Raw genomic sequence first — 18,573 nt, 5'->3', positions numbered from 1 at the left:
ACCTCGTGCCCGATGAGCCCGCTCTCAATCGGGGAAGGTGGCCAGTTCCTTCACCGCGGTGGCCAGGCGCAGGTCGAGGCCGGAGTGGATGAGCTCGCGGCAGTCGTGATCGCCGTCGGTGGCGAGCCGGCGGATGTCGTGGATGGCGGCGCTGATCCGGTCGCGGACCTCGCGGACCATGTCGGCGGCGGTGCCACGCCAGCCGTAGGCGTCGAGCAGCATCCGCAGGCGGCGGGGCCGGTCGGCGAAGTCGGTCCAGCCGTCGGCGGTGGCGTCGCTGCGGGCGGTGAGCGGCACCCAGGCGAACGCGGTGAACGCGAGGTCGGCGTCGCGGCTGACCGGCCCGGCGAAGTCCCAGCCGACGAAACCGGTGAGGCGGCGGCCGGCGCGGGTCGCGTTGTACGGCGCGGCGTCGTTGTGCCCGATGATCAGGCCGGGCTCCCAGGCCCCGCCCTTGCGCCAGACCGCGTCGGCCGGCGGCACGAAGTCGTCGACCGCTTCGTGGTATTCACGCAGCCACTGGGCGACCTGCCAGAGAGTGTCGTCCTCCCGGGTCCACTCCGGCCAGGGCAGAGCGGCGCCGGTGGGGCTGCCGTCGACAGGCGGGGCGCCGTCGAATCCCGAATCCTCGAGATGGCGAAGCAGGGCCCGGACCGCGGGAGCCCAGGGTTCCTCGATCGGGACGCCGGGTAACTCCGCGTCGATGTTCATGATCAACCTCCGGGATGGACGGTAGTCCGGAGATCATCGATCATGCATCGTCCTGTTGTCCGACCGGAAACTGCCGGATGAAGGAAACCATGCAGGTCCGTGTCCCGCGACCCCGAGAAGGAGCCACGAGACACGGATCACGCGGTTGCCGGTGTCAGGCGAAGATCTCCCCGGCGCCGGCCTTGGCGACCAGCAGCGGCGGCGGCGTGAACCGGGCGCCGTAGCGGTCGGCCAGTTCCCGGGCACGGGCCACGAAACCGGGCAGACCACCCTGGTACTGGTTGATGTACTGCAACACGCCACCGGTCCAGCCCGGGTAGCCGATGCCGAAGATCGAGCCGATGTTGGCCTCGGCGACCGACAGCAGCACCCCCTCGTCCAGGCATTTCACTGTCTCGATGGCCTCGATGAAGAGCAGCCGCTCCTTGAGGTCCTCGAACGGGATCGCGACGTCCGGCTTGGCGAAGGCGGACAGCCCGGCCCACAGCCCGGTCCGCTTGCCGTCGGTGTACTCGTAGAAGCCGGCCCCGCCGGAGCGGCCGGGCCGCCCGAACTCGTCGATCATCCGGTCGATGACCACGTCGGCCGGGTGCACTTCGAACTGCTGGCCGGCGGCGGCCGCCGCGGCCCGGTACTCGTTGCGGATCTTGCGGGGCAGGGTGAGGGTCAGCTCGTCCATCAGCTGGAGCACCGGGGCCGGGTAGCCGGCCTGGCTGCTGGCCTGCTCGATGCTGGCCGGCGCGACCCCCTCGGCGAGCAGCGCGATGCCCTCGTTGGTGAAGGTGCCGATGACCCGGCTGGTGAAGAAGCCGCGGCTGTCGTTCACCACGATCGGCGTCTTGCGCAGCCGGCGAACCACGTCGAGCGCACGGCGTACCGTCAGATCGCTTGTCTTCTGGCCCTTGATCACTTCGACCAGAGGCATCTTGTCGACCGGGGAGAAGAAGTGCAGGCCGATGAAGTCGGCCTCGCGGCTGACCCCCTCGGCGAGCAGCGTGATCGGCAGCGTGGAGGTGTTGGAGCAGAGCAGCGCGTCAGGGGCGACGACGCCCTCGATCTCGGCGAACACCTTGTGCTTGAGCGCCGGGTCCTCGAAGACCGCCTCGATCACCAGGTCGGCGCCGGCCAGGTCGGCGATCTGGTCGGTGGCGGTGATCAGGTCGAGGAGGGCCTTGCCCTTCTCCTCGGTGATCCGGCCGCGGGCGACGTCCTTGGCGACCAGCTTCTCCGAGTAGCCCTTGCCGCGCAGCGCGCCGTCCAGGGAGACGTCGCGGAGCACCACCGGCAGGCCGGAGCGGGCCGAGACGTACGCGATGGCGGCGCCCATCATGCCGGCGCCGAGCACGGCGACCTTGGTGATCGGCGGAACGTCGCCGATGTCGCGCTGGCTCACCTCGTTCAGATCGAAGAAGAACGCCTTGATCATGTTCTTCGCGACCGGCCCGGTGACCAGTTCGACGAAGTAGCGCGTCTCGATGACGAACGCGGTGTCGACGTCGACCTGGGCGCCCTCGACGGCGGCGGCCAGGATGTTGCGCGGCGCCGGATAGTTCGCCCCCTTGAGCTGCTTGCGCAGGTTGGCCGGGAAGGCCGGGAGCATCGCGGCCAGCGCCGGCGTCGACGGGGTGCCGCCGGGGATCCGGTAGCCCTTGGTGTCCCAGGGCTGGGCCGCCCCCGGGTTGGCCGCGATCCACTCGCGTGCCGCGGTGATCAGCTGCTCCGGGGTGTCCACGATCTCGTCGACCAGGCCGAGCTGCTTCGCCTTGGGCAGGCGGTGCCGGGTGCCCTTGAGCAGCACCTCCATCAGGGCGGTGGCCAGGCCGAGCAACCGGACGGTACGGACCACGCCGCCCCCGGCCGGCAGCAGCCCGAGCGTGACCTCGGGCAGGCCGATCTCGGTCTTCGGGTTGTTCAGCGCGATCCGCCGGTGGGTGGCGAGCGCGAGTTCCAGGCCGCCGCCGAGGGCCGACCCGTTGATCGCCGCGACGACCGGCCGGCCCAGCGTCTCCAGCCGGCGCAGCTGGCCCTTGACCCGGGTGGACAGGTCGAACACGTCCTGCCCGCGGTCGGCCGGCACCGAGCCGAGCTGGTCCAGGTCGCCGCCGGCGAACCACGAGTTCTTCGCCGACGTGATGATGACGCCGGTGATCTGGTCGCGCTCGGCCTCCAGCCGGGAGACGGTCGCCTCCATGCTCGCCACATACGCGTCGTTCATGGTGTTGGCGCCGCGGCTCGGGTCGTCGAGGGTGAGCACGACGATGCCGTCGTCACCGCGGTCGTAGCGGATGGTCTCGGTCATGGAAAGTGGTCCCCTCAGAGCCGTTCGACGATGGTGGCGATGCCCATGCCGCCGCCGATGCAGAGCGTGGCCAGGCCGTACCGGCCGCCGCGCCGCTCGAGCTCGTCGACGAGGGTGCCGAGGATCATGGCGCCGGTGGCGCCCAGCGGGTGGCCCATCGCGATCGCGCCACCGTTGACGTTGACCTTCTCCGGGTCGAGCTTGAGGTCGTCGATGAAGTGCAGGACGACCGCCGCGAACGCCTCGTTGATCTCGACCAGGTCGAGGTCGTCGACGGTCAGGCCGGCCTTGTCGAGCGCCTTGCGGGCGGCCGGGGCCGGGCCGGTCAGCATGATCGTCGGGTCGGCCCCGCTCAGGGCGGCCGACACGATCCGGGCGCGCGGGGTGAGGCTGGCGCGCTGCCCGGCCCGCTCCGAGCCGATCATCACGAGGGCCGCGCCGTCCACGATGCCGGACGAGTTGCCGGGGCTGTGCACGTGGTTGATCTTCTCGACCCAGTGGTATTTCTGGAGGGCCACGGCGTCGAAGCCGCCCTGGTCGCCGATGACGGCGAAGGAGGCCGGCAGCTTGCCCAGGCTCGCCACCGTGCTGTCCGCGCGGATGTGCTCGTCACGGTCGAGGATCAGCAGGCCGTTGCGGTCGCGGACCGGCACCACCGAGCGGTCGAACCAGCCGTTCTGCCAGGCGCGGGCGGCTTTCTGCTGGGAGCCGACGGCGAACGCGTCGACGTCCTCCCGGCTGAACCCGTCCATCGTGGCGATCAGGTCGGCGCTGATGCCCTGCGGGATGAAGTCGGTGTCGAGCGCGGTCTCCGGGTCCATCGCCCAGGCGCCGCCGTCGGAGCCCATCGGCACCCGCGACATCGACTCGACGCCGCCGGCGAGGACCAGGTCCTCCCAGCCGGAGCGCACCTTCTGTGCGGCGATGTTGACCGCCTCCAGGCCCGAGCCGCAGAAACGGTTGAGCTGGACACCCGACGTCTCGTAGGGCAGCCCGGCCGCGAGCGCCGCGGTCTTGGCGATGTCGGAGCCCTGGTCGCCGAGCGGGGACACCACACCGAGCACGACGTCCTCGATGTCGGCCGGGTCCACCGACGGGAAGCGGCGGCGCAGCTCGTCGATCAGCCCGACCACCAGCGAGATGGGTTTGACCCCGTGCAGGGCTCCGTTCTTCTTTCCCCGGCCGCGCGGTGTGCGCACGGCGTCGTACAGATAGGCCTCGGTCGTCATCGACAGCTCCCCTGCATGCGAATTGCGACTAACTTTTGCCGATGTTTCCGCTAGGTGTCAAGGATACGAAGTCAAAGGTCGGGCGAACCACAGATCACCGTTAGGCTGTGCTCCATGAGCGTCGCCGCGGCCGGCGAACCGGCACCAGCAGAGGTCCGCAAACGCCCCAAGAACCGTAAGTCGCAGCTGGCCCTGGCCGCGGCTGAGATGTTCTGCGACCGCGGTTACCACGGTGTGAGCCTCGACGAGATCGCCACCGCGGTCGGCATCAGCGGCCCGGCCATCTACCGGCACTTCTCCAACAAGTACGCGATGCTGGTGCACGCCACCCGCCAGCTCGTCGAGACCGTGCTGACCGCCACCGACCTGCCTGCCGACGGCGATCCCGGGCAGCGGCTGGACCGGTTGCTCGCGGTGCTGGCCCGGCTCGCCGTCGACCACCGCCGGGTGGCCGGGCTCTACCAGTGGGAGTGGCGCTATCTGGAGCCGGAGCACCGCGAGGAGTTCCTGGCCGAGCTGAGCACGCTCGCCGCGCGACTGGCCGCCCCGCTGCGCGAGCTGCGCCCGGAGCTGACCGGGCGGGACACGTTCGCGCTGGTCCGGGCGGCGCTCAGTGTCTTCGGCAGCCTGGGCACGCACCGGGCGGCGATCGCCCGCGGCCGGGCCGAGCTGGTGCTGCGCCGGGTGGCGTGGGCGGTGCTGCACGACGAGCCGGCCACCCCGGTCTCGCCGATGCCGGAGTACCCGCCGCCGGAGCCGACGGTCGGCGTGACCGCGCGCCGGGAGATCCTGCTGGCCGAGTCGATCAAGCTGTTCCACCGGCACGGTTACCACGCGGTCGGGGTGGAGGACATCGGCCGGGCCGCGGGGATCAACGCGTCAAGCGTCTATCGTTACTTTCCCGGCAAGGCCGACATCCTGGCGGCTGCGTTCTACCGCGCCTCCGAGCGGGTCACCGAGTCCACCGCGGCCGCCCTGGCCGGCGCGACCGGCGACGAGGACGCGCTGCGCCGGATGGCCGAGTCCTACGTGGAGCTCACCTTCGAGCGCAGCGCCCTGGTCGCGGTCTACCTCGCGGAGAACAACAATCTGCCCCAGGCGGACCGGCATGAGCTGCGCAAGATGCAGCGCCTGCACGTCGAGGAGTGGGTGCGCCTGCTCGGCCGGCTGCGCCCCGGGCTGGCCGCACCGGAGGCCCGGGTGCTCGTGCACGCCGGCCTCAACCTGGTCACCGACCTGAGCCGGCTGGTCCGGTTCGACCGCCGCTCGGGCATGGACAAGCACCTCACCAGACTGACTCTGACCGTGCTGAAAGCCTGATGAAACCCTGAGAAAGTTAAGCCGGATTCGCATGGTGTCTTCCCAGGAAGTTAGTGCGCGTTTACAGTCGCGCCATAGCCGTCCGTCTTCGGCTTTCCCAGGAGGCAGCTCATGGATTCCGACATCCAGCAGCGGTGCGCCGATACAGCCCGCGACCTGACGATTCCCGCCCTGCTGCACCGCAACGCCACCGAGTACCCGGACCTGCCCGCGCTCAGCCTGCTCGGCTCGTCCGGCACCCTGACCTGGAAACAGGTGCGCGACGAGGTCGCCGTGCTGTCCCGCGGGCTGGCCGACCTCGGCCTCGGCGCCGGCGACCGCCTGCTGATCATGATGTCCAGCCGTCCCGAGCACTGGCTGATCGACCTGGCCGCGGCGTCGCTCGGGGCGATCCCGTCCACCGTCTACGCCACCCTCTCCACCGACCAGCTGCGCTACCTGGCCCGGCACTCCAAGGCCGGGGTCGTCGTGCTGGAGGACGAGGCGGCGCTGGACCGCTGGCGGCCGATCCTCGACGACCTGCCGGAGATCCGCCGGGTGGTGGTGATCGACCGGGCCGCCGACGACCCGGACGGCCGGGTCATCACGCTGCGGCACGTCAGCATCCGCGGCGCCGCAGCGCACCAGGCCGACCCGGAGGCTTTCGAGAAGACCTGGCGGGAGGTACGGCCGGAGCAGCCCGTGACACTGCTGTACACCTCCGGCACCACCGGTGACCCGAAGGGTGTCGTCCTCACCCACCACAACGTGCTCTACCAGTGCGTCGTCATGGCGAACACGATCGACACCCCGGATCACGCCGCCTCCCTGGCGTACCTTCCGCTCGCGCACATCGCCGAACGGGTCCTCGGCGTCTACAACCCGATCTACCGGGCCGGACACGTCACCATCTGCCCCGACCCGACCCAGCTGCTGGCCGGCCTGGTCCGGGTCCGGCCGGTGTCGTTCTTCGGCGTGCCCCGGATCTGGGAGAAGATGGTCGCCGGCGTGCAGGGACAGCTCGCCACCGCCGAGCCACCGGTGCAGGCCGCGGTCGAGGCCGCCCGCGCGGTGGCCACCGAGGTCTACCGGCTGCGCGAGGCCGGCCAGCCGATCCCGGACGAGCTGGCCGCCCGGCACGCCGCCCTGGACGCGCAGGTGCTCAAACCGCTGCGCGCCAGACTCGGCATGGACAACATGCTGTGGGCCGGCAGCGGCGCCGCGCCCATCCCGGTCGCGGTGCTGCTCTACCTGGCGAGCATCGGGATCGACGTGCTCGAGGTGTGGGGCATGACCGAGACCACCGGCACGGCCACGATCAACACGCCGGAGAGCTTCCGTACCGGCTCGGTCGGGCAGCCCAACGGCGGCATGGAGATCAAACTGGCCGAGGACGGCGAGATCCTGGTCCGCGGGCCGCTGGTCAGCGCCGGATACCTGCGCGCCGACGGCGGGATCGAGCCGATCACCGACGGCGACGGCTGGCTGGCCACCGGTGACGTCGGGGTGCTCGACGACGCCGGGTTCCTGACCATCACCGACCGCAAGAAGGAACTCATCATCAACTCGAGCGGGAAGAACATCTCACCCGCCCAGATCGAGAACCTGCTGCGGGCGCACCCGCTCATCGCCCAGGCTGTCGCGGTGGGTGACCGGCGGCCGTACGTCACCGCCCTGATCGTCCTCGACGAGGAGATCACGCCGCTGTGGGCGCGCTCCAAGGGGCTGCCCGCCACCACCGTCGCCGAACTGGCCGACGACCCGGTGCTGCGGGCCGAGATCGACGCCGCGGTGGCCGCCGCCAACGCCAAGCTGTCCCGGCCGGAGCAGGTCAAGACGTATCGGGTGCTGGCCCGTGGCTGGAGCCCGGAGTCAGGCGAGCTGACCCCGACGCTGAAACTGCGGCGCCGGATCATCCAGGACCGCTACGCGGACGAGATCGGCGCCCTCTACAGCTGAGACGGGCACCGGCCGGAACCCCGTGCGGGTTCCGGCCGGGCGGCCGGCATCAGTAGCAGAACTCGTCGAACCCGTCGGCGTAGCCGCGTTCCCAGCCCTTGTCGTAGCCGCGCATGTAGTCCGACTCACTCTGGCTGTGCAGCTTGAACATGGACTTGTGCGAGTCTTCACACTCGTCCCGGGCCTCACGCCAGCCGTCCCTGCGGCCGTCCCGGTAACCCTTCCGGAAGGCCTGACTCGGCCACGGATCACTCGGCGTCACGGTCTGCGTGGTCGGCGCGGGCGCCGCGACGGCCGGTGCGGTGACTCCGACGACCGCGGTGCCGGCCATGAAGAGCGTTCCGGCAGCGAGGGCGCAGCTCTTGCGAAGGTTCATTGTTCTTTCCTCCCCGTTGTTTCCGGGGCCGCCGGTTTGGCGTCCCCGGCGGTTCAAAAGCTACGCGCGGCCCGCCGACGGGTCAGGAGAACCCGGCCCGGTGGCCCATTCGGCCCCGCAGAATCCGCCGTTCAGCCGACCAGGCCCTGTGTGCTGAGTCATGTTTTCGCAGCTCACCGGCCGTTCGGCTGACCTCACTCAGGCGCGCTTGCGGCAAGATCCGTGCGGTCACGAACGCGTCGGAAGTGGGTGCCGCCTTGAAACGCCGTCAGCTGCTGTCCCTGCTGGCCCTCACCGGCATGGCGGGCTGCGGCACCTCCCCGGCGCGGTCCGGGACGCCGTCGCCGGCCGGGACGTTGCCGGCCGCGACCGAACGGCTCGGCACTGCGCTCACGGCTACCGCACCACCGCCGTCCGCATCGCCGTCGGCTTCCCCGTCACCGTCACCGTCCGCGACCGACGAGCCCGGCGTCATGCTCGGCTCCTACCTCGCGCTGGGCGGGAAGACCCTGCGGCAGAGCCTCGCCCTGCGCCGCGGCCAGCTCGACCGCGAACAGCGGATCGTGCACCGGTTCTACCCGTGGGACGGCTACGTGCCCACCAGCGAACCCGACGTCGCCCGCAGCAGCCTGCTGATGGTCTCCTGGCACGGCGCCCCGTGGGCCGGGATCCTCGACGGCGGCTCGGACGCGACCATCCGCTCGGTGGCCCGCCGGCTCAAGGGCATGAACCGCCCGATCCTGCTGCGCTGGGGCTGGGAGATGAACGGCGACTGGTTCGAGTGGTCCGGCGCGGCCAACGGCCGGAACCCGGCCGGCTACGTGCGCGTGTGGCGCCGCCTGCGGGAGATCTTCGCCGACCAGGGGGCCACCAACGTGTCCTGGATCTGGAGCCCCAACTGGAACTCGTCCCCGGCCGAGTCGTGGAACCAGGTGCAGCGCTACTACCCGGGTGACGAGCACGTCGACTGGGTGGGCATCTCCGGCTACAACTTCTACGGCGAGTCACCGTCCACACTGTTCGGTCCGGTGACCGGCCGTTACGGTGGCCGCAAGCCGATCATCCTGAGCGAGACCGCCGCGGTCCAGGACAAGGCCCGCTACATCAAGCGCCTGCACACCTGGGTCGCGGACACCCCGGCGGTCCGCGCGGTCGTCTGGTTCGACACCGACATCCAGGAGGGCACCGACCACAACTTCCGGTTCGACACCGACCCGTCCGCCCTGGCCGCCTACCGCGCCATGGCCCAGGACCCCCACTTCAATGCCTGAAAATGGCGAGCGCCCGGGTGGGGTCGGCGGGCAGACTGCCGGGCATGCCTTTTGACGATGTCGCGGGCCTCTCCACAGCCTGGGCGGCTGGGGCGAAGGTCAAGTTCTTGTATTTCTGGAAGCACGATCGCGAGCGGGACGGGAGTGTCGGCGCCGGGTGCCTGAGCCAGTGGTGGCCGGGGCGGTTCGAGGTGGACGGGCACACGTTCGCGACTGCTGAGCATTACATGATGTGGCGTAAGGCGGTGCTGTTCGGCGACGACGTGATGGCCGGGCGCATCCTGACCGCGTCGCATCCGCATCAGGCCAAACGGTTCGGTGGACTCGTGTCCGGCTTCGATCAGACCGTGTGGAACGCGCACCGCACGCCGATCGTGGTCGCCGGCAACCTGGCGAAGTTCCGGCAGGACCCGGCGCTGGCGGAGTACCTGCTGACCACGGGACGGCGGGTGCTGGTCGAGGCCAGTCCGCTCGACCGGATCTGGGGCATCGGGCTGACCGCGGACGATCCGCGCGCGGGTGACCCGTACCGCTGGAGGGGTTTGAATCTCCTGGGTTTCGCTCTGATGCGGGTCCGGGCGGAGCTGGCGGGGACCGTGGCCGGCCCCCGCCGCTCGTCAGGTCAGTAGACCTCCAGTCCGATCGAGAAGCCGTCCGGGTCGAAGGCGTTCGAGTCGTACGCCCACGGGCTGAAGCCACCGCCGTCGTAGAGCCACGGCGTGTACTGGCGGTAGCCGTTCTGGTCGCGTCCGCCGAGGTCGACGGTCTTGATGGAGACCCGCAGGTCGTAGAGGTCGATGGCGGCCGGCATGGTCCGCGTCTCCAGGCAGACCCGCACCCGGTCGGGGTCGAAGTAGTTGGTGTCGAACGCGTCGGGGCTCATGCTGCCGCCCTGGCTCGCCCACGCCGTCCACTGGACCGGGCCGGTCTCGGTGTTGTTGCGGTCGGTCACCTGGATGCCCAGCCGGATGTCCCGGTCGCCGAGCTTGCCGCGCGCGGCGGGCATGAGCAGAACCCGGGCGCCGTCGGGGTCGAAGGCGTTCGGGTCGCCGGCCCAGTCGGAGCAGCCGCCGCCGAACGTGGCGAACGGCGTCACCTGCATCTGGCCGACCTCGTGACCGTTGTCGATCAGCTGGATGCCGATCTGGAAGTTCGGCAGATCGGAGACGGCGGCCGCCGGTGCCGCCCCGGCGAAGACCAGAGCACCGGTCGCCGCGAGCGCCGCCAGCGTACGAAAGAGTCGCATCGTGTGTCCCTCCTGGACATCGGTTGACCGGAAGGACGGTAGGAACCGGCTCTGGTCAGCGACTGGACTCCGGCGGGACGGCACTGGACAGCCCACGCAGGGCGCGTTCCCGCTGGTGGTGGTCGCCGATCTCGGTGGACAGGGCGAGCGCCGACTCGTGGTGGGCCCGGGCCGGCGCCACGTGCCCGGCGGCGGCCAGCGCCTCGCCGAGGCTGTTGCCGGCGTCCGCCTCGCCCGCCCGTTCACCGAGGCGGCTGAACGTGACGAGCGCCTGCCGCAGCAGGTCGATCGCGGTGTCGTGGTCGCCGCCGCCGAGCCGGGCCAGGCCGAGGGCGTTCAGCGCGTAGCCCTCGCCGCCGGGCTCGTTGTTGCCGCGGCACAGGGTCAGCGCGGTGCCGGACAGGGCGGCGGCCCGCTCGTGCTCGCCGTGTTGCAGGGCGATGTGGGCCAGGCTGATCAGCGCGTACGCCTCCCCGACGGCGTCGCCGATGCGCCGGTTGATGACCACTGCCGCGCCCAGCCGGCCGGCCGCCTCGTCCGGGCGGCCCTGTCGGAGCAGCACCTGGCCCAGGTTGCCGAGGGCACGGGCCTCCCCGGTGGCGTCGCCGGCGGTCCGGCACAGGTCGATCGCCGCACCCAGCAGGCCGGCCGCCTCGGCGTAGCGGCCCTGCCGTTCGTGCAGGTGGCCGAGGTTGCCGAGAGCCCGGGCGCGGGCCGCCGGGTCGGTGGTGGCCGCGGCGGCCCGGCGCAGCCGCAGCTCGGCCTCCGGGTAGCGGCCCTGCTGGGCGAGGATCACCGCGAAATTGGTCTCCAGGTTCGCCTCCTGCCGGGGGTCGCCGAGCCGGGCGGCGGCCCGCAGCGCGTGCGTGTGCAGGGTGGCCGCCTCGTCGTGGTGCCCGCCCGCCTCCACGTAGCGCAGCAGCACCAGGGTGAGGGCGGTGGTGTGTTCGGGGCGGCCGTGGCGTTCGGCGTGCACGGCGGTGGCGACCAGGTTGGCGCGTTCGGCGTCCAGCCAGGCCAGGCTACGGGCGGCGGTGTCCAGCAGCGGTCCGGGGCGGTCGGCGGCGGGGGTGTCGACGAGGCGGCGGCGTTCGGCCGGGTACATGGTCTCGGCGGCGGCCTGCGCGGTGAGCCGGTAGTAGCGCAGCAGCCGGTCCAGGGCGTGCTCCGACTCGTCGTCGGTGGCGGCGAGCCGGGCGGCGTACGCCTGGAGCAGGTCGTGCAGCACGAACCTGTCGTTCTCGGTGCGCCGGATCAGGTGGGCGCGGGTGAGGACGTCGACGGCCGGGCCGGTGTCGCCACCGAGGGCGGTCAGGGCGTGGATGTCGATGTCCGGGCCGGGGTGCACGCCGAGCAGCCGGAAGAGCCGGGCCGCGGGCGGGGGCAGGTGGCCGTACGACCAGGAGAGCACCACCCCGACGTCGGTCTGCGGGTCGCCGCCGGTGGCCAGCAGGTCGAGCCGCCGGTGCCGATCGGACAGTTCGCCGACCAGGTCGGACAGCGGGACGCCGCGCATCAGGGCCAGCTCGGCGGCGATCCGCAGGGCGAGCGGGAGACGGGCGCACTGGACGGCGAGCGCGGCCACCGCCGCCGCGTCGCCGGGGTGGGCCCGCAGCAGCCGCCCGACCAGGGCGATCGCGTCGGCCAGCGGCAGCAGGTCCAGTTCGAGACGGTCGGCGCCCTGCCCGGCGACCAGCCCGGCGAGCGAGTCGCGGCTGGTCACCAGCACGACGCAGGCGCCGGCGCCGGGCAGCAGCGGGCGGACCTGCTCGACGGTGGCGGCGTTGTCGAGCAGCAGCAGCATCCGCCGGCCGGCGAGCAGGCTGCGCAGCCGGGCCGACCGTTCGTCGAGGCCGGGCGGGATCTGGTCGGCGGCCAGGCCGAGCGAGCGCAGCATGCCGGCCAGCGCGTCACCCGCCGCGACCGGCTGCTCCGGATGGTATCCGCGCAGGTCAGCGTAGAGTTGCCCGTCCGGGAAGCGGTCCCGCGCGCGGTGCCCCCAGCGCACCGCGAGGCTGGTCTTGCCGACCCCGGCCGCCCCGGAGATCACCACGATTCGTTGGTCGCCGTCGATGATCAGGTCCAGATTGGACATTTCGGCCTCTCGGCCGGTGAAACCTGCGATTTCTCCAGGCAGTTCGGCCGGCGGCGGCGCCGTTCGCGCCTTCGGCGAAGGAGGGGGTACGGCCACTCCCGGCCCGGCCGGAGCGGACAACGGCAGGCCGCCCCGGTCCTCGGCGAGCAGCTTCTCGTGTGCCGTGGCCAGCTCCGGCCCCGGATCCACGCCGAGTTCTTCGGCCAGTCGTGCCCGTACCGCGTGATAGGTCTCGAAGGCCTCGGCCCGCCGTCCCGCCGCACGCAGGGCCTCGATGAGCCGCGCCTGTCCGGCCTCGTCGAGTGGCCGCGCCGCGGCAGCCTCGGCGAGTAGCCGGACCGCCCGTTCGGTGTGCCCGTCGGCGAGCATCACCGCCGCATATCTGGTGAGCGCCGCCCGCCGTTCCTCGCCGAGCGCGATGACCGCCGGATGCCGTCCGAGCACCGGAACGTCGGCGAACGCCTCGCCGTGCGGCCAGACCCGCAGCGCCGCGTCGAGCCGCCGGTCGTCGTGGTCCTGTCCGGCCTGCCGGACCAGCCGCCGGAACTCGAAGAGGTCGACGCCGCCCGGCGTGCCGGCGAACCGGTACCCGTCCCCGGCCAGCGGAATCACCTCGCTGGCCGACCGGGCGGCCCGGTCCGGTTCGAGCGCCCGCCGCAGGTGTTTGACCCGGGTCTGCAGGACGTTGACGGCGCTGTCCGGCGGCTCGTCGTCCCACAGGGCGTGCACGAGCGCGGCCCGGCTGACCGGTTGCCCGCCGGCCAGGATCAGCAGCCCGAGCACGGCCCGCTGCCCGGCCGGCCCGAGGTCGGCGGGTTCGCCGTCGACCCAGGCCCGGGTCAGCCCGAGAACCTGTATCCGCAGCACCAGTCCCCATCCAGTCGAAATCCAGTGACAGTCGTCAGTGTCTGGTGTCGAGGATGGAGAGCACTGACGCAGGGGGAAAGAGAATGTCGCGAATCTTCCGATCGTTGCTGGGTGTGGCCGCGGTGCTGCCGGCCCCGGTCACCGGGTCCGCGGACGGGTGCGCGGTGGGCTACTCGTGGCGGCAGGTGGACGCGTCCGTGCATCAGGCGGCGCTGGCCATCAAGAACACCGGCGCCGACACGCTCAAGGGGTGGACGCTGCGGTTCACGCTTCCGGCGAGCCAGAAGATCCTTCTGGTCAAGGGGGCCTCGCTGGAGAGCCCGGCGGGTTCGGTGGTGGCACACGACATCGTGGTGAACGCGATCGTCGAGCCCGGCGGAACGGTTGCCGTCTCCTATCAGGCGACCGGCGCCGGCGGCACGGCGAGCGGTTTCAGCGTCAACGGGATCCCGTGCGCCTGAACGAGCCGGGGTGCGGACATGAAACACCGGGCGCCCCCGTTCAGGACGCCCGGTGTGATCATCGGACGGGTCAGCCGCCCAGCGAGGTGGCCGCCGCGCGGATGGCCGAGGAGAAGTAGCTGACCTGGGTGTAGACGCCGGGCTTGTTGGCGCGGGCGCAGCCCTCACCCCAGCTGACGATGCCGACCTGGACCCAGCCGGACGCGCCCTGGCGGAACATCGGGCCGCCGGAGTCGCCCTGGCAGGTGTCGACGCCACCGGCGGTGTAGCCGGCGCAGATCTCCTCGGCGGCGATCACGTCGCCGCCGTACATGGCGCTGGAGTTGCAGGTGGTGTCGCTGACGAACGGCACGGTCGCCTTGAGCAGGTAACGCTGCTGCGCGCCGCCCTCGCTGGCCGAGCCCCAGCCGGCGATGGTGAAGGTGCCGCTGTCGTACGCCGTGGACGTCACGATCGGCAGGGTGCTGATGTTGGTGCCGGAGACCGGGCTGGCCAGGCGGATCAGTGCCCAGTCGTCGCCGTTGCCGTTGTAGCCGGGGGCCCGGTAGACGTAGTTCGACCTACGGGTGACCCGGCTGCTCGACTGGAGGTCGACCACACCGAACGTGGCGGTGATCGAGGTGTTGGTGCCCGTGCCGCTGACGCAGTGCGCCGCGGTCAGGACGAGGGTGGAGCTGTAGAGGGCCCCGCCACAGCCCATCGAGAGCCGGACCATGAACGGGAACTCGCCGAGCGCCGCGCGGCTGCCTCCGACGACGTACGGGACGACCGGGTCGTCGGCGGCCTGAGCCGGGCTGGGGGACATGGTGGCGGCGGTGACGACCGCGGCCAACATCGCCAGAAGGGTTCGCCATCTGCGCATCTCGGTTCTCCTCTTGTCTGGGGGTGAACCGAGCATTGCATCGACGTTCATAGATATAAACATCCCGAGTCGCTTATATCGTGTGCAGGTGACCTACTCTCCGGTTCCCGAGTTGAACCTGCTGAAGGCGTTCCAGGACGAGCACGGCTACGAGTCGTACTCGGAGTGTTTCGGCCTCGATGACTGGAACGACGTGTCCGGCCTGACCGCCGGCTGGTCGAAGGACCCGGCGTTCCTGGCCCGGCTGAAACCGTTCGCCCGGGCCACCGGCGGCGGCTCGTTCTACGCGCTCTGGGAGGCCGGCGACGGCACGCTACCGGTGGTCGTCTTCGGTGACGAGGGCGGCGAGCACGTGGTCGCCCGCGATGTCCGCGAGCTGTTCCGGCTGCTCACCTTCGACACCGAGCCGACCGTCGACCACGACGAGGTGTACTTCTACCGGTCCGCGGACGCCGAGCACACGGCCGCCCACGACGAGTTCGTGGCCTGGCTGGCAACGCAGTTCGGCCTGGCGGCCACCGACGACCCGGACGGGATCGTCGGCGCCGCGCAGGCCGAGTACGGCGAGCGTTTCACCGCCTGGAAGAGCGCCTACCTGGACTAGGCGCAGTAGGTCGCCTGCTTGCCGATGACCTTGTACGGGCAGTCCGCGGCCTCGGCCACCATGAGCGCGGCCGTCCGGTTGCGGGCCGTCTCGGTCGGGATCACGCTGGCCGGCGGGTAGAAGCCGCCGCCGCCCGAGCTGCCCGGGTAGAGCTCGAAGGTGAAGGCGAAGATCTTGTGCACGCCCCACAGCCAGTCGAGCGAGTCGCCGTCGGTGATGTAGAGGTCGCTGGACTGCTGCGGGGTGTAGCCGTTGGTCGCCGCCAGCTGCCGGCCCAGGGTGGCGAAGGTGTTGGCCTGGTCGGCGTTCATGCCGGTCGCGGTGTTCGCGGTGGTGTGCCCGTACGGCCACAGCACCAGCTTCGAGTACGAGTGGAAGTCGATCGCCGCCTTGATCTGCTGGACGCCACCGACCACCCGGCTGTTCACGAAGTCCCGGATCGCGCGGACCTCAGGTGTGGAGAACGCTGACGGCCCGCGATAGGTGGCCGACGACGTGCTGCCCGACGACCCGCCGCAGCAGCCCCAGTTGTAGCCGTAGTTACGGTTCGGGTCGGTGCCGACATAGCTGGAGCCGCTGTTGGGCTGCCGGTTCTTGCGCCAGGATCGGTAGCTGCCGGAGGCGATGTCGTACTCGACGCCGTCCGGGTTCACCATCGGCACGATCCAGAGCTCGCGGGTGTCGACGATGTTCTTGACCCGGGTGTCCGTCGCGTACGTCTTGGTGAACTGCCCGAGCAGGTAGAGCGCCTGCTCCACGGTCAGGTGCTCACGGGCGTGGTGGTTGGCGTCGTACAGGACCTCGGGCTCGGCCTCGTCGGTGCCGACGTTGTCGGAGATCTTGACCGCCACGATGTCGCGGCCCTCGTACGACTTGCCGATCACCCGCTTGCTGGCGATCGCCGGGTAGGCGGCGACCACGGCGTTGACCTCGGCGATCGTCTCGGCGTAGTTGTGGTACGCCGCGTCCGCGGCGGGGAAGTCGAAGGTCTGGAGCACCGGCTCGACCTTGAAGCCGAGCTTCTGCAGCCTGGTCACCTCGCCCGTGGTCGCGGTGACGGTTGCGACGCCGTGCTCGAAGTCCTCGATGGCGACGCCGGTACCGGCGATGGCGTTGCGCTGGCTCAGCGTGCGGACGTCGTAGATCTCGTACTCACCGGGCGGAGCGGGCTCGGCGACGGCTTCCGCACCGGCGGGGGAGGATGCGGAGATGGCCGCGGCCGCGCAGAACGTGACCGCGGCGAGCGCCGCGAGGGACCGTCGTCTCATGAACGACCTCCGGATCTGGGGAATGGTGCTCACAGCAAACCCCCAGGCATCGACGGCCAGCAATGCATCAGGTCATGTCAATATGCCCCTGACCCTGACGTGATGACCGCCGGAACTCAGCCGGAAGGTCATCGGGTGGGGGTGGTGCGCCCAGGTCGGACGGCTGATAGCCGGAAGGGTATCCGGGGTAGGTGTGGTTGCGCTTGGGTTTGCCCAGCACCGACTCCCGGCGCGCGGGAAAGAGCCGCAACGCCCGGGCGCGGCTTTTCAGACCGGCCGTGGCCAGACTGCCGACCCAGCCGGGCGCCGGGTCGAACCCGAAGGCGCTCAGCATCCGTTCGTCGAGCATGCCCCGGACCCCGAGTCGCACGGCGGGCCGGACGACCCGGGGGAACCAGGCGGCGAACAGCTCGACGGTGTATTGCCCGATTTGCCGATTTGTATCCGAATAAACGAAATACTGCTCTTCGTAGTTGACCTTGAACGCGTGGAACGAATCGTAAATGTCCGGAATGTTCCGGATGCCCATTCGGGCGCCGACCGCGCGGTAGTAGTGGAACGCCGCCAGCTTCTCGTTCTCGTGTAGCGGCCGCCACCCGTAGAGCGCGAGCCAGTCGATCGGGTCGTAGATGAAAGTCGACAAAACGTACAGCATGTCGTCGTTGCTGATGGCGTACCGGCCGTGGGCGCGATTTACGACCTTCAATGCCTCCCGGCCCCGCTCCGAGTCGTACCCGTGCGCGGCCATCTCGGCCATCAGCAGCGCGGTGTCGTCGTAACGCCGTTGCGGCCGGTCCCGGAACTCCCCGGTCGCCGCCAGCAGCTTCGAGATGCTCGGCACGCAGTACGTCCGGAACAGCGCGAACTCCAGCGCCCGCGTGTAGTCCCAGGGGAACTCCTGGCCCGACGAGATCTGGTAGATCTCCAGGTGGTCCTTCTCCGGATCGAGCGCCGCGATCCGGTCCCGCAGCTCGTAACGGCCCATCTCAGCTGATCAGCTCCTTCACCTTGGACAGCAGGCGCTGCGGGTCGGCGTCGATCGGCGTCACGTTCAGCACGGTCACGCCGGCCTCCCGGAACGCGGCGATCCGGTCCCGCACGTACGACTCCGGGCCGATCAGGCTGCTCAGCTCCAGCAGCTCGGCGGGCACCGCGGCGGCGGCCTCCTTCTTGCGCCCGGACAGGTACAGCTCCTGGATGAGGTCGGCCTCCTTCTCGAACCCGTACCGGCTGACCACGTCGTGGTAGAAGTTGCGGCCCTTCGCGCCCATGCCGCCGACATACAGGGCGATCAGCGGGCGGGCCAGGTCACGCAACCCGAGGACGTCGTCGCCGATCGCGACCGGGCCGCCGGCGACGATCTCCAGCGGGGCCAGCGCGGTGTCGCGTTTCGAGAAGCCGGCCGTCAACGAGGCGCCCCACACGTCGGCGGCGCGCTCCGGCACGTACAGGAACGGCAGCCAGCCGTCGGCCACCTCAGCTGTCATGCGGACGTTGGCCCCGCCCAGCGCCGCCACGTAGACGGGAATCGAGTCCCGTACCGGATGGGTCAGGATCTTGAGGGGTTTGCCCAGGCCGGTGCCCTGCCCCTCGGGCAGCGGGAGTTGGTAGAGGCCGTCGTGGGTGACCACCTCGCGCCGCCAGATCGACCGGCAGATCTCGATGATCTCGCGGGTCCGGCCGATCGGCTTGTCGTAGGCGACCCCGTGCCAGCCCTCGATCACCTGCGGTCCGGACGCGCCCAGCCCGAGGATCGCCCGGCCGCCGGACATCGCGTCCAGCCCGGCCGCGGTCTGCGCGAGCAGCGCCGGAGTGCGCGAATAGATCGGCAGGATCGCCGAGCCGATCTGCACCCGCTCGGTCTTGGCGGCCAGATAGCCCATGATCGTGGGGGCGTCGAAGCCGTACGCCTCGGCCACCCAGAGCACGTCGAGCCCGGCGTCCTCCCATCCGGCTACCGTGTCGGCGGTCGCCCGTGGATCTCCGGCATACATCAGCGTCGTTGCGAGGCGCATCGGTCACCTTT

15 protein-coding genes and 1 pseudogene are annotated in these 18,573 nt (G+C 70.8%); 6 read left to right on the top strand and 10 right to left on the bottom strand.

Annotated elements, in window-relative coordinates; genetic code table 11:
- Positions 1-24: 24 nt before the first annotated feature.
- From AB0E94_RS31435 to AB0E94_RS31425, 3 genes are all read right to left on the bottom strand, one after another.
- Complete coding sequence (locus tag AB0E94_RS31435) at positions 25-711, bottom strand: aminoglycoside phosphotransferase family protein (protein ID WP_360333594.1); 687 nt, start codon at positions 709-711, stop codon at positions 25-27.
- Between the two features lie 154 nt (positions 712-865).
- Positions 866-3,010, bottom strand: a complete 2,145-nt coding sequence (locus AB0E94_RS31430) for a 3-hydroxyacyl-CoA dehydrogenase NAD-binding domain-containing protein (protein WP_360333591.1) — start codon at positions 3,008-3,010, stop codon at positions 866-868.
- Between the two features lie 14 nt (positions 3,011-3,024).
- Positions 3,025-4,239 carry an acetyl-CoA C-acetyltransferase gene (locus AB0E94_RS31425; protein ID WP_360333588.1) on the bottom strand — a complete coding sequence of 405 codons (1,215 nt, stop codon included), beginning with the start codon at positions 4,237-4,239 and terminating at the stop codon, positions 3,025-3,027.
- A gap of 114 nt (positions 4,240-4,353) precedes the next feature.
- On the opposite strand from AB0E94_RS31425, the gene AB0E94_RS31420 reads away from it, so the two are divergent.
- Entirely contained in the window at positions 4,354-5,559 is a 1,206-nt protein-coding gene (locus AB0E94_RS31420; RefSeq protein ID WP_360333585.1) for a TetR family transcriptional regulator, read from the top strand.
- Between the two features lie 111 nt (positions 5,560-5,670).
- Positions 5,671-7,497: an AMP-dependent synthetase/ligase gene (locus AB0E94_RS31415; protein ID WP_360333582.1), complete on the top strand. Its 1,827-nt coding sequence runs from the start codon at positions 5,671-5,673 to the stop codon at positions 7,495-7,497.
- Between the two features lie 49 nt (positions 7,498-7,546).
- On the opposite strand, the gene AB0E94_RS31410 is transcribed toward AB0E94_RS31415, so the two are convergent.
- Entirely contained in the window at positions 7,547-7,873 is a 327-nt protein-coding gene (locus tag AB0E94_RS31410; protein ID WP_360333579.1) for a hypothetical protein, read from the bottom strand.
- A 257-nt stretch (positions 7,874-8,130) separates the two neighbouring features.
- Here AB0E94_RS31410 and AB0E94_RS31405 point away from each other — a divergent pair, with 257 nt between their 5' ends.
- Both AB0E94_RS31405 and AB0E94_RS31400 read left to right on the top strand, forming a co-directional pair.
- Positions 8,131-9,144 (top strand): glycosyl hydrolase, encoded by a 1,014-nt coding sequence (locus AB0E94_RS31405; protein ID WP_360333576.1) that lies wholly within the window; start codon positions 8,131-8,133, stop codon positions 9,142-9,144.
- A gap of 44 nt (positions 9,145-9,188) precedes the next feature.
- Positions 9,189-9,773: an NADAR family protein gene (locus tag AB0E94_RS31400; protein ID WP_360333573.1), complete on the top strand. Its 585-nt coding sequence runs from the start codon at positions 9,189-9,191 to the stop codon at positions 9,771-9,773.
- On the opposite strand, the gene AB0E94_RS31395 is transcribed toward AB0E94_RS31400, so the two are convergent.
- Both AB0E94_RS31395 and AB0E94_RS31390 read right to left on the bottom strand, forming a co-directional pair.
- A complete protein-coding gene (locus AB0E94_RS31395; RefSeq protein ID WP_360333570.1) occupies positions 9,767-10,390 on the bottom strand; it encodes a hypothetical protein in 624 nt (207 codons plus the stop codon). The genes AB0E94_RS31400 and AB0E94_RS31395 overlap by 7 nt on opposite strands.
- A gap of 55 nt (positions 10,391-10,445) precedes the next feature.
- Positions 10,446-13,352 (bottom strand): BTAD domain-containing putative transcriptional regulator, encoded by a 2,907-nt coding sequence (locus AB0E94_RS31390; protein WP_360333567.1) that lies wholly within the window; start codon positions 13,350-13,352, stop codon positions 10,446-10,448.
- A gap of 83 nt (positions 13,353-13,435) precedes the next feature.
- Here AB0E94_RS31390 and AB0E94_RS31385 point away from each other — a divergent pair, with 83 nt between their 5' ends.
- Positions 13,436-13,813: a cellulose binding domain-containing protein gene (locus AB0E94_RS31385; RefSeq protein ID WP_360333564.1), complete on the top strand. Its 378-nt coding sequence runs from the start codon at positions 13,436-13,438 to the stop codon at positions 13,811-13,813.
- A 70-nt stretch (positions 13,814-13,883) separates the two neighbouring features.
- On the opposite strand, the gene AB0E94_RS31380 is transcribed toward AB0E94_RS31385, so the two are convergent.
- Positions 13,884-14,675 (bottom strand): serine protease, encoded by a 792-nt coding sequence (locus AB0E94_RS31380; protein ID WP_360333561.1) that lies wholly within the window; start codon positions 14,673-14,675, stop codon positions 13,884-13,886.
- 88 nt (positions 14,676-14,763) lie between these two features.
- Between AB0E94_RS31380 and AB0E94_RS31375 the strand changes: the two genes are divergently transcribed.
- Positions 14,764-15,279, top strand: a complete 516-nt coding sequence (locus AB0E94_RS31375; protein ID WP_360333558.1) for a hypothetical protein — start codon at positions 14,764-14,766, stop codon at positions 15,277-15,279.
- Between the two features lie 2 nt (positions 15,280-15,281).
- On the opposite strand, the pseudogene AB0E94_RS31370 reads toward AB0E94_RS31375, so the two are convergent.
- The 3 genes and pseudogenes from AB0E94_RS31370 to AB0E94_RS31360 all read right to left on the bottom strand — a co-directional run.
- Positions 15,282-16,547: pseudogene (locus AB0E94_RS31370) on the bottom strand (M14 family metallopeptidase); the annotation flags it as partial.
- A gap of 67 nt (positions 16,548-16,614) precedes the next feature.
- On the bottom strand, positions 16,615-17,532 hold the full coding sequence (locus tag AB0E94_RS31365; RefSeq protein WP_360333555.1) for an oxygenase MpaB family protein: 918 nt from the start codon (positions 17,530-17,532) through the stop codon (positions 16,615-16,617).
- Position 17,533: 1 nt separating this feature from the next.
- Positions 17,534-18,562: an LLM class F420-dependent oxidoreductase gene (locus AB0E94_RS31360; protein ID WP_360333552.1), complete on the bottom strand. Its 1,029-nt coding sequence runs from the start codon at positions 18,560-18,562 to the stop codon at positions 17,534-17,536.
- Positions 18,563-18,573: the final 11 nt, after the last annotated feature.

The organism is Actinoplanes sp. NPDC026670 (assembly GCF_040638175.1).
Lineage (GTDB): Bacteria > Actinomycetota > Actinomycetes > Mycobacteriales > Micromonosporaceae > Actinoplanes.
Note: the sequence above shows the minus strand (reverse complement) of the source record. Positions and strands in the feature narration are given on the sequence as shown.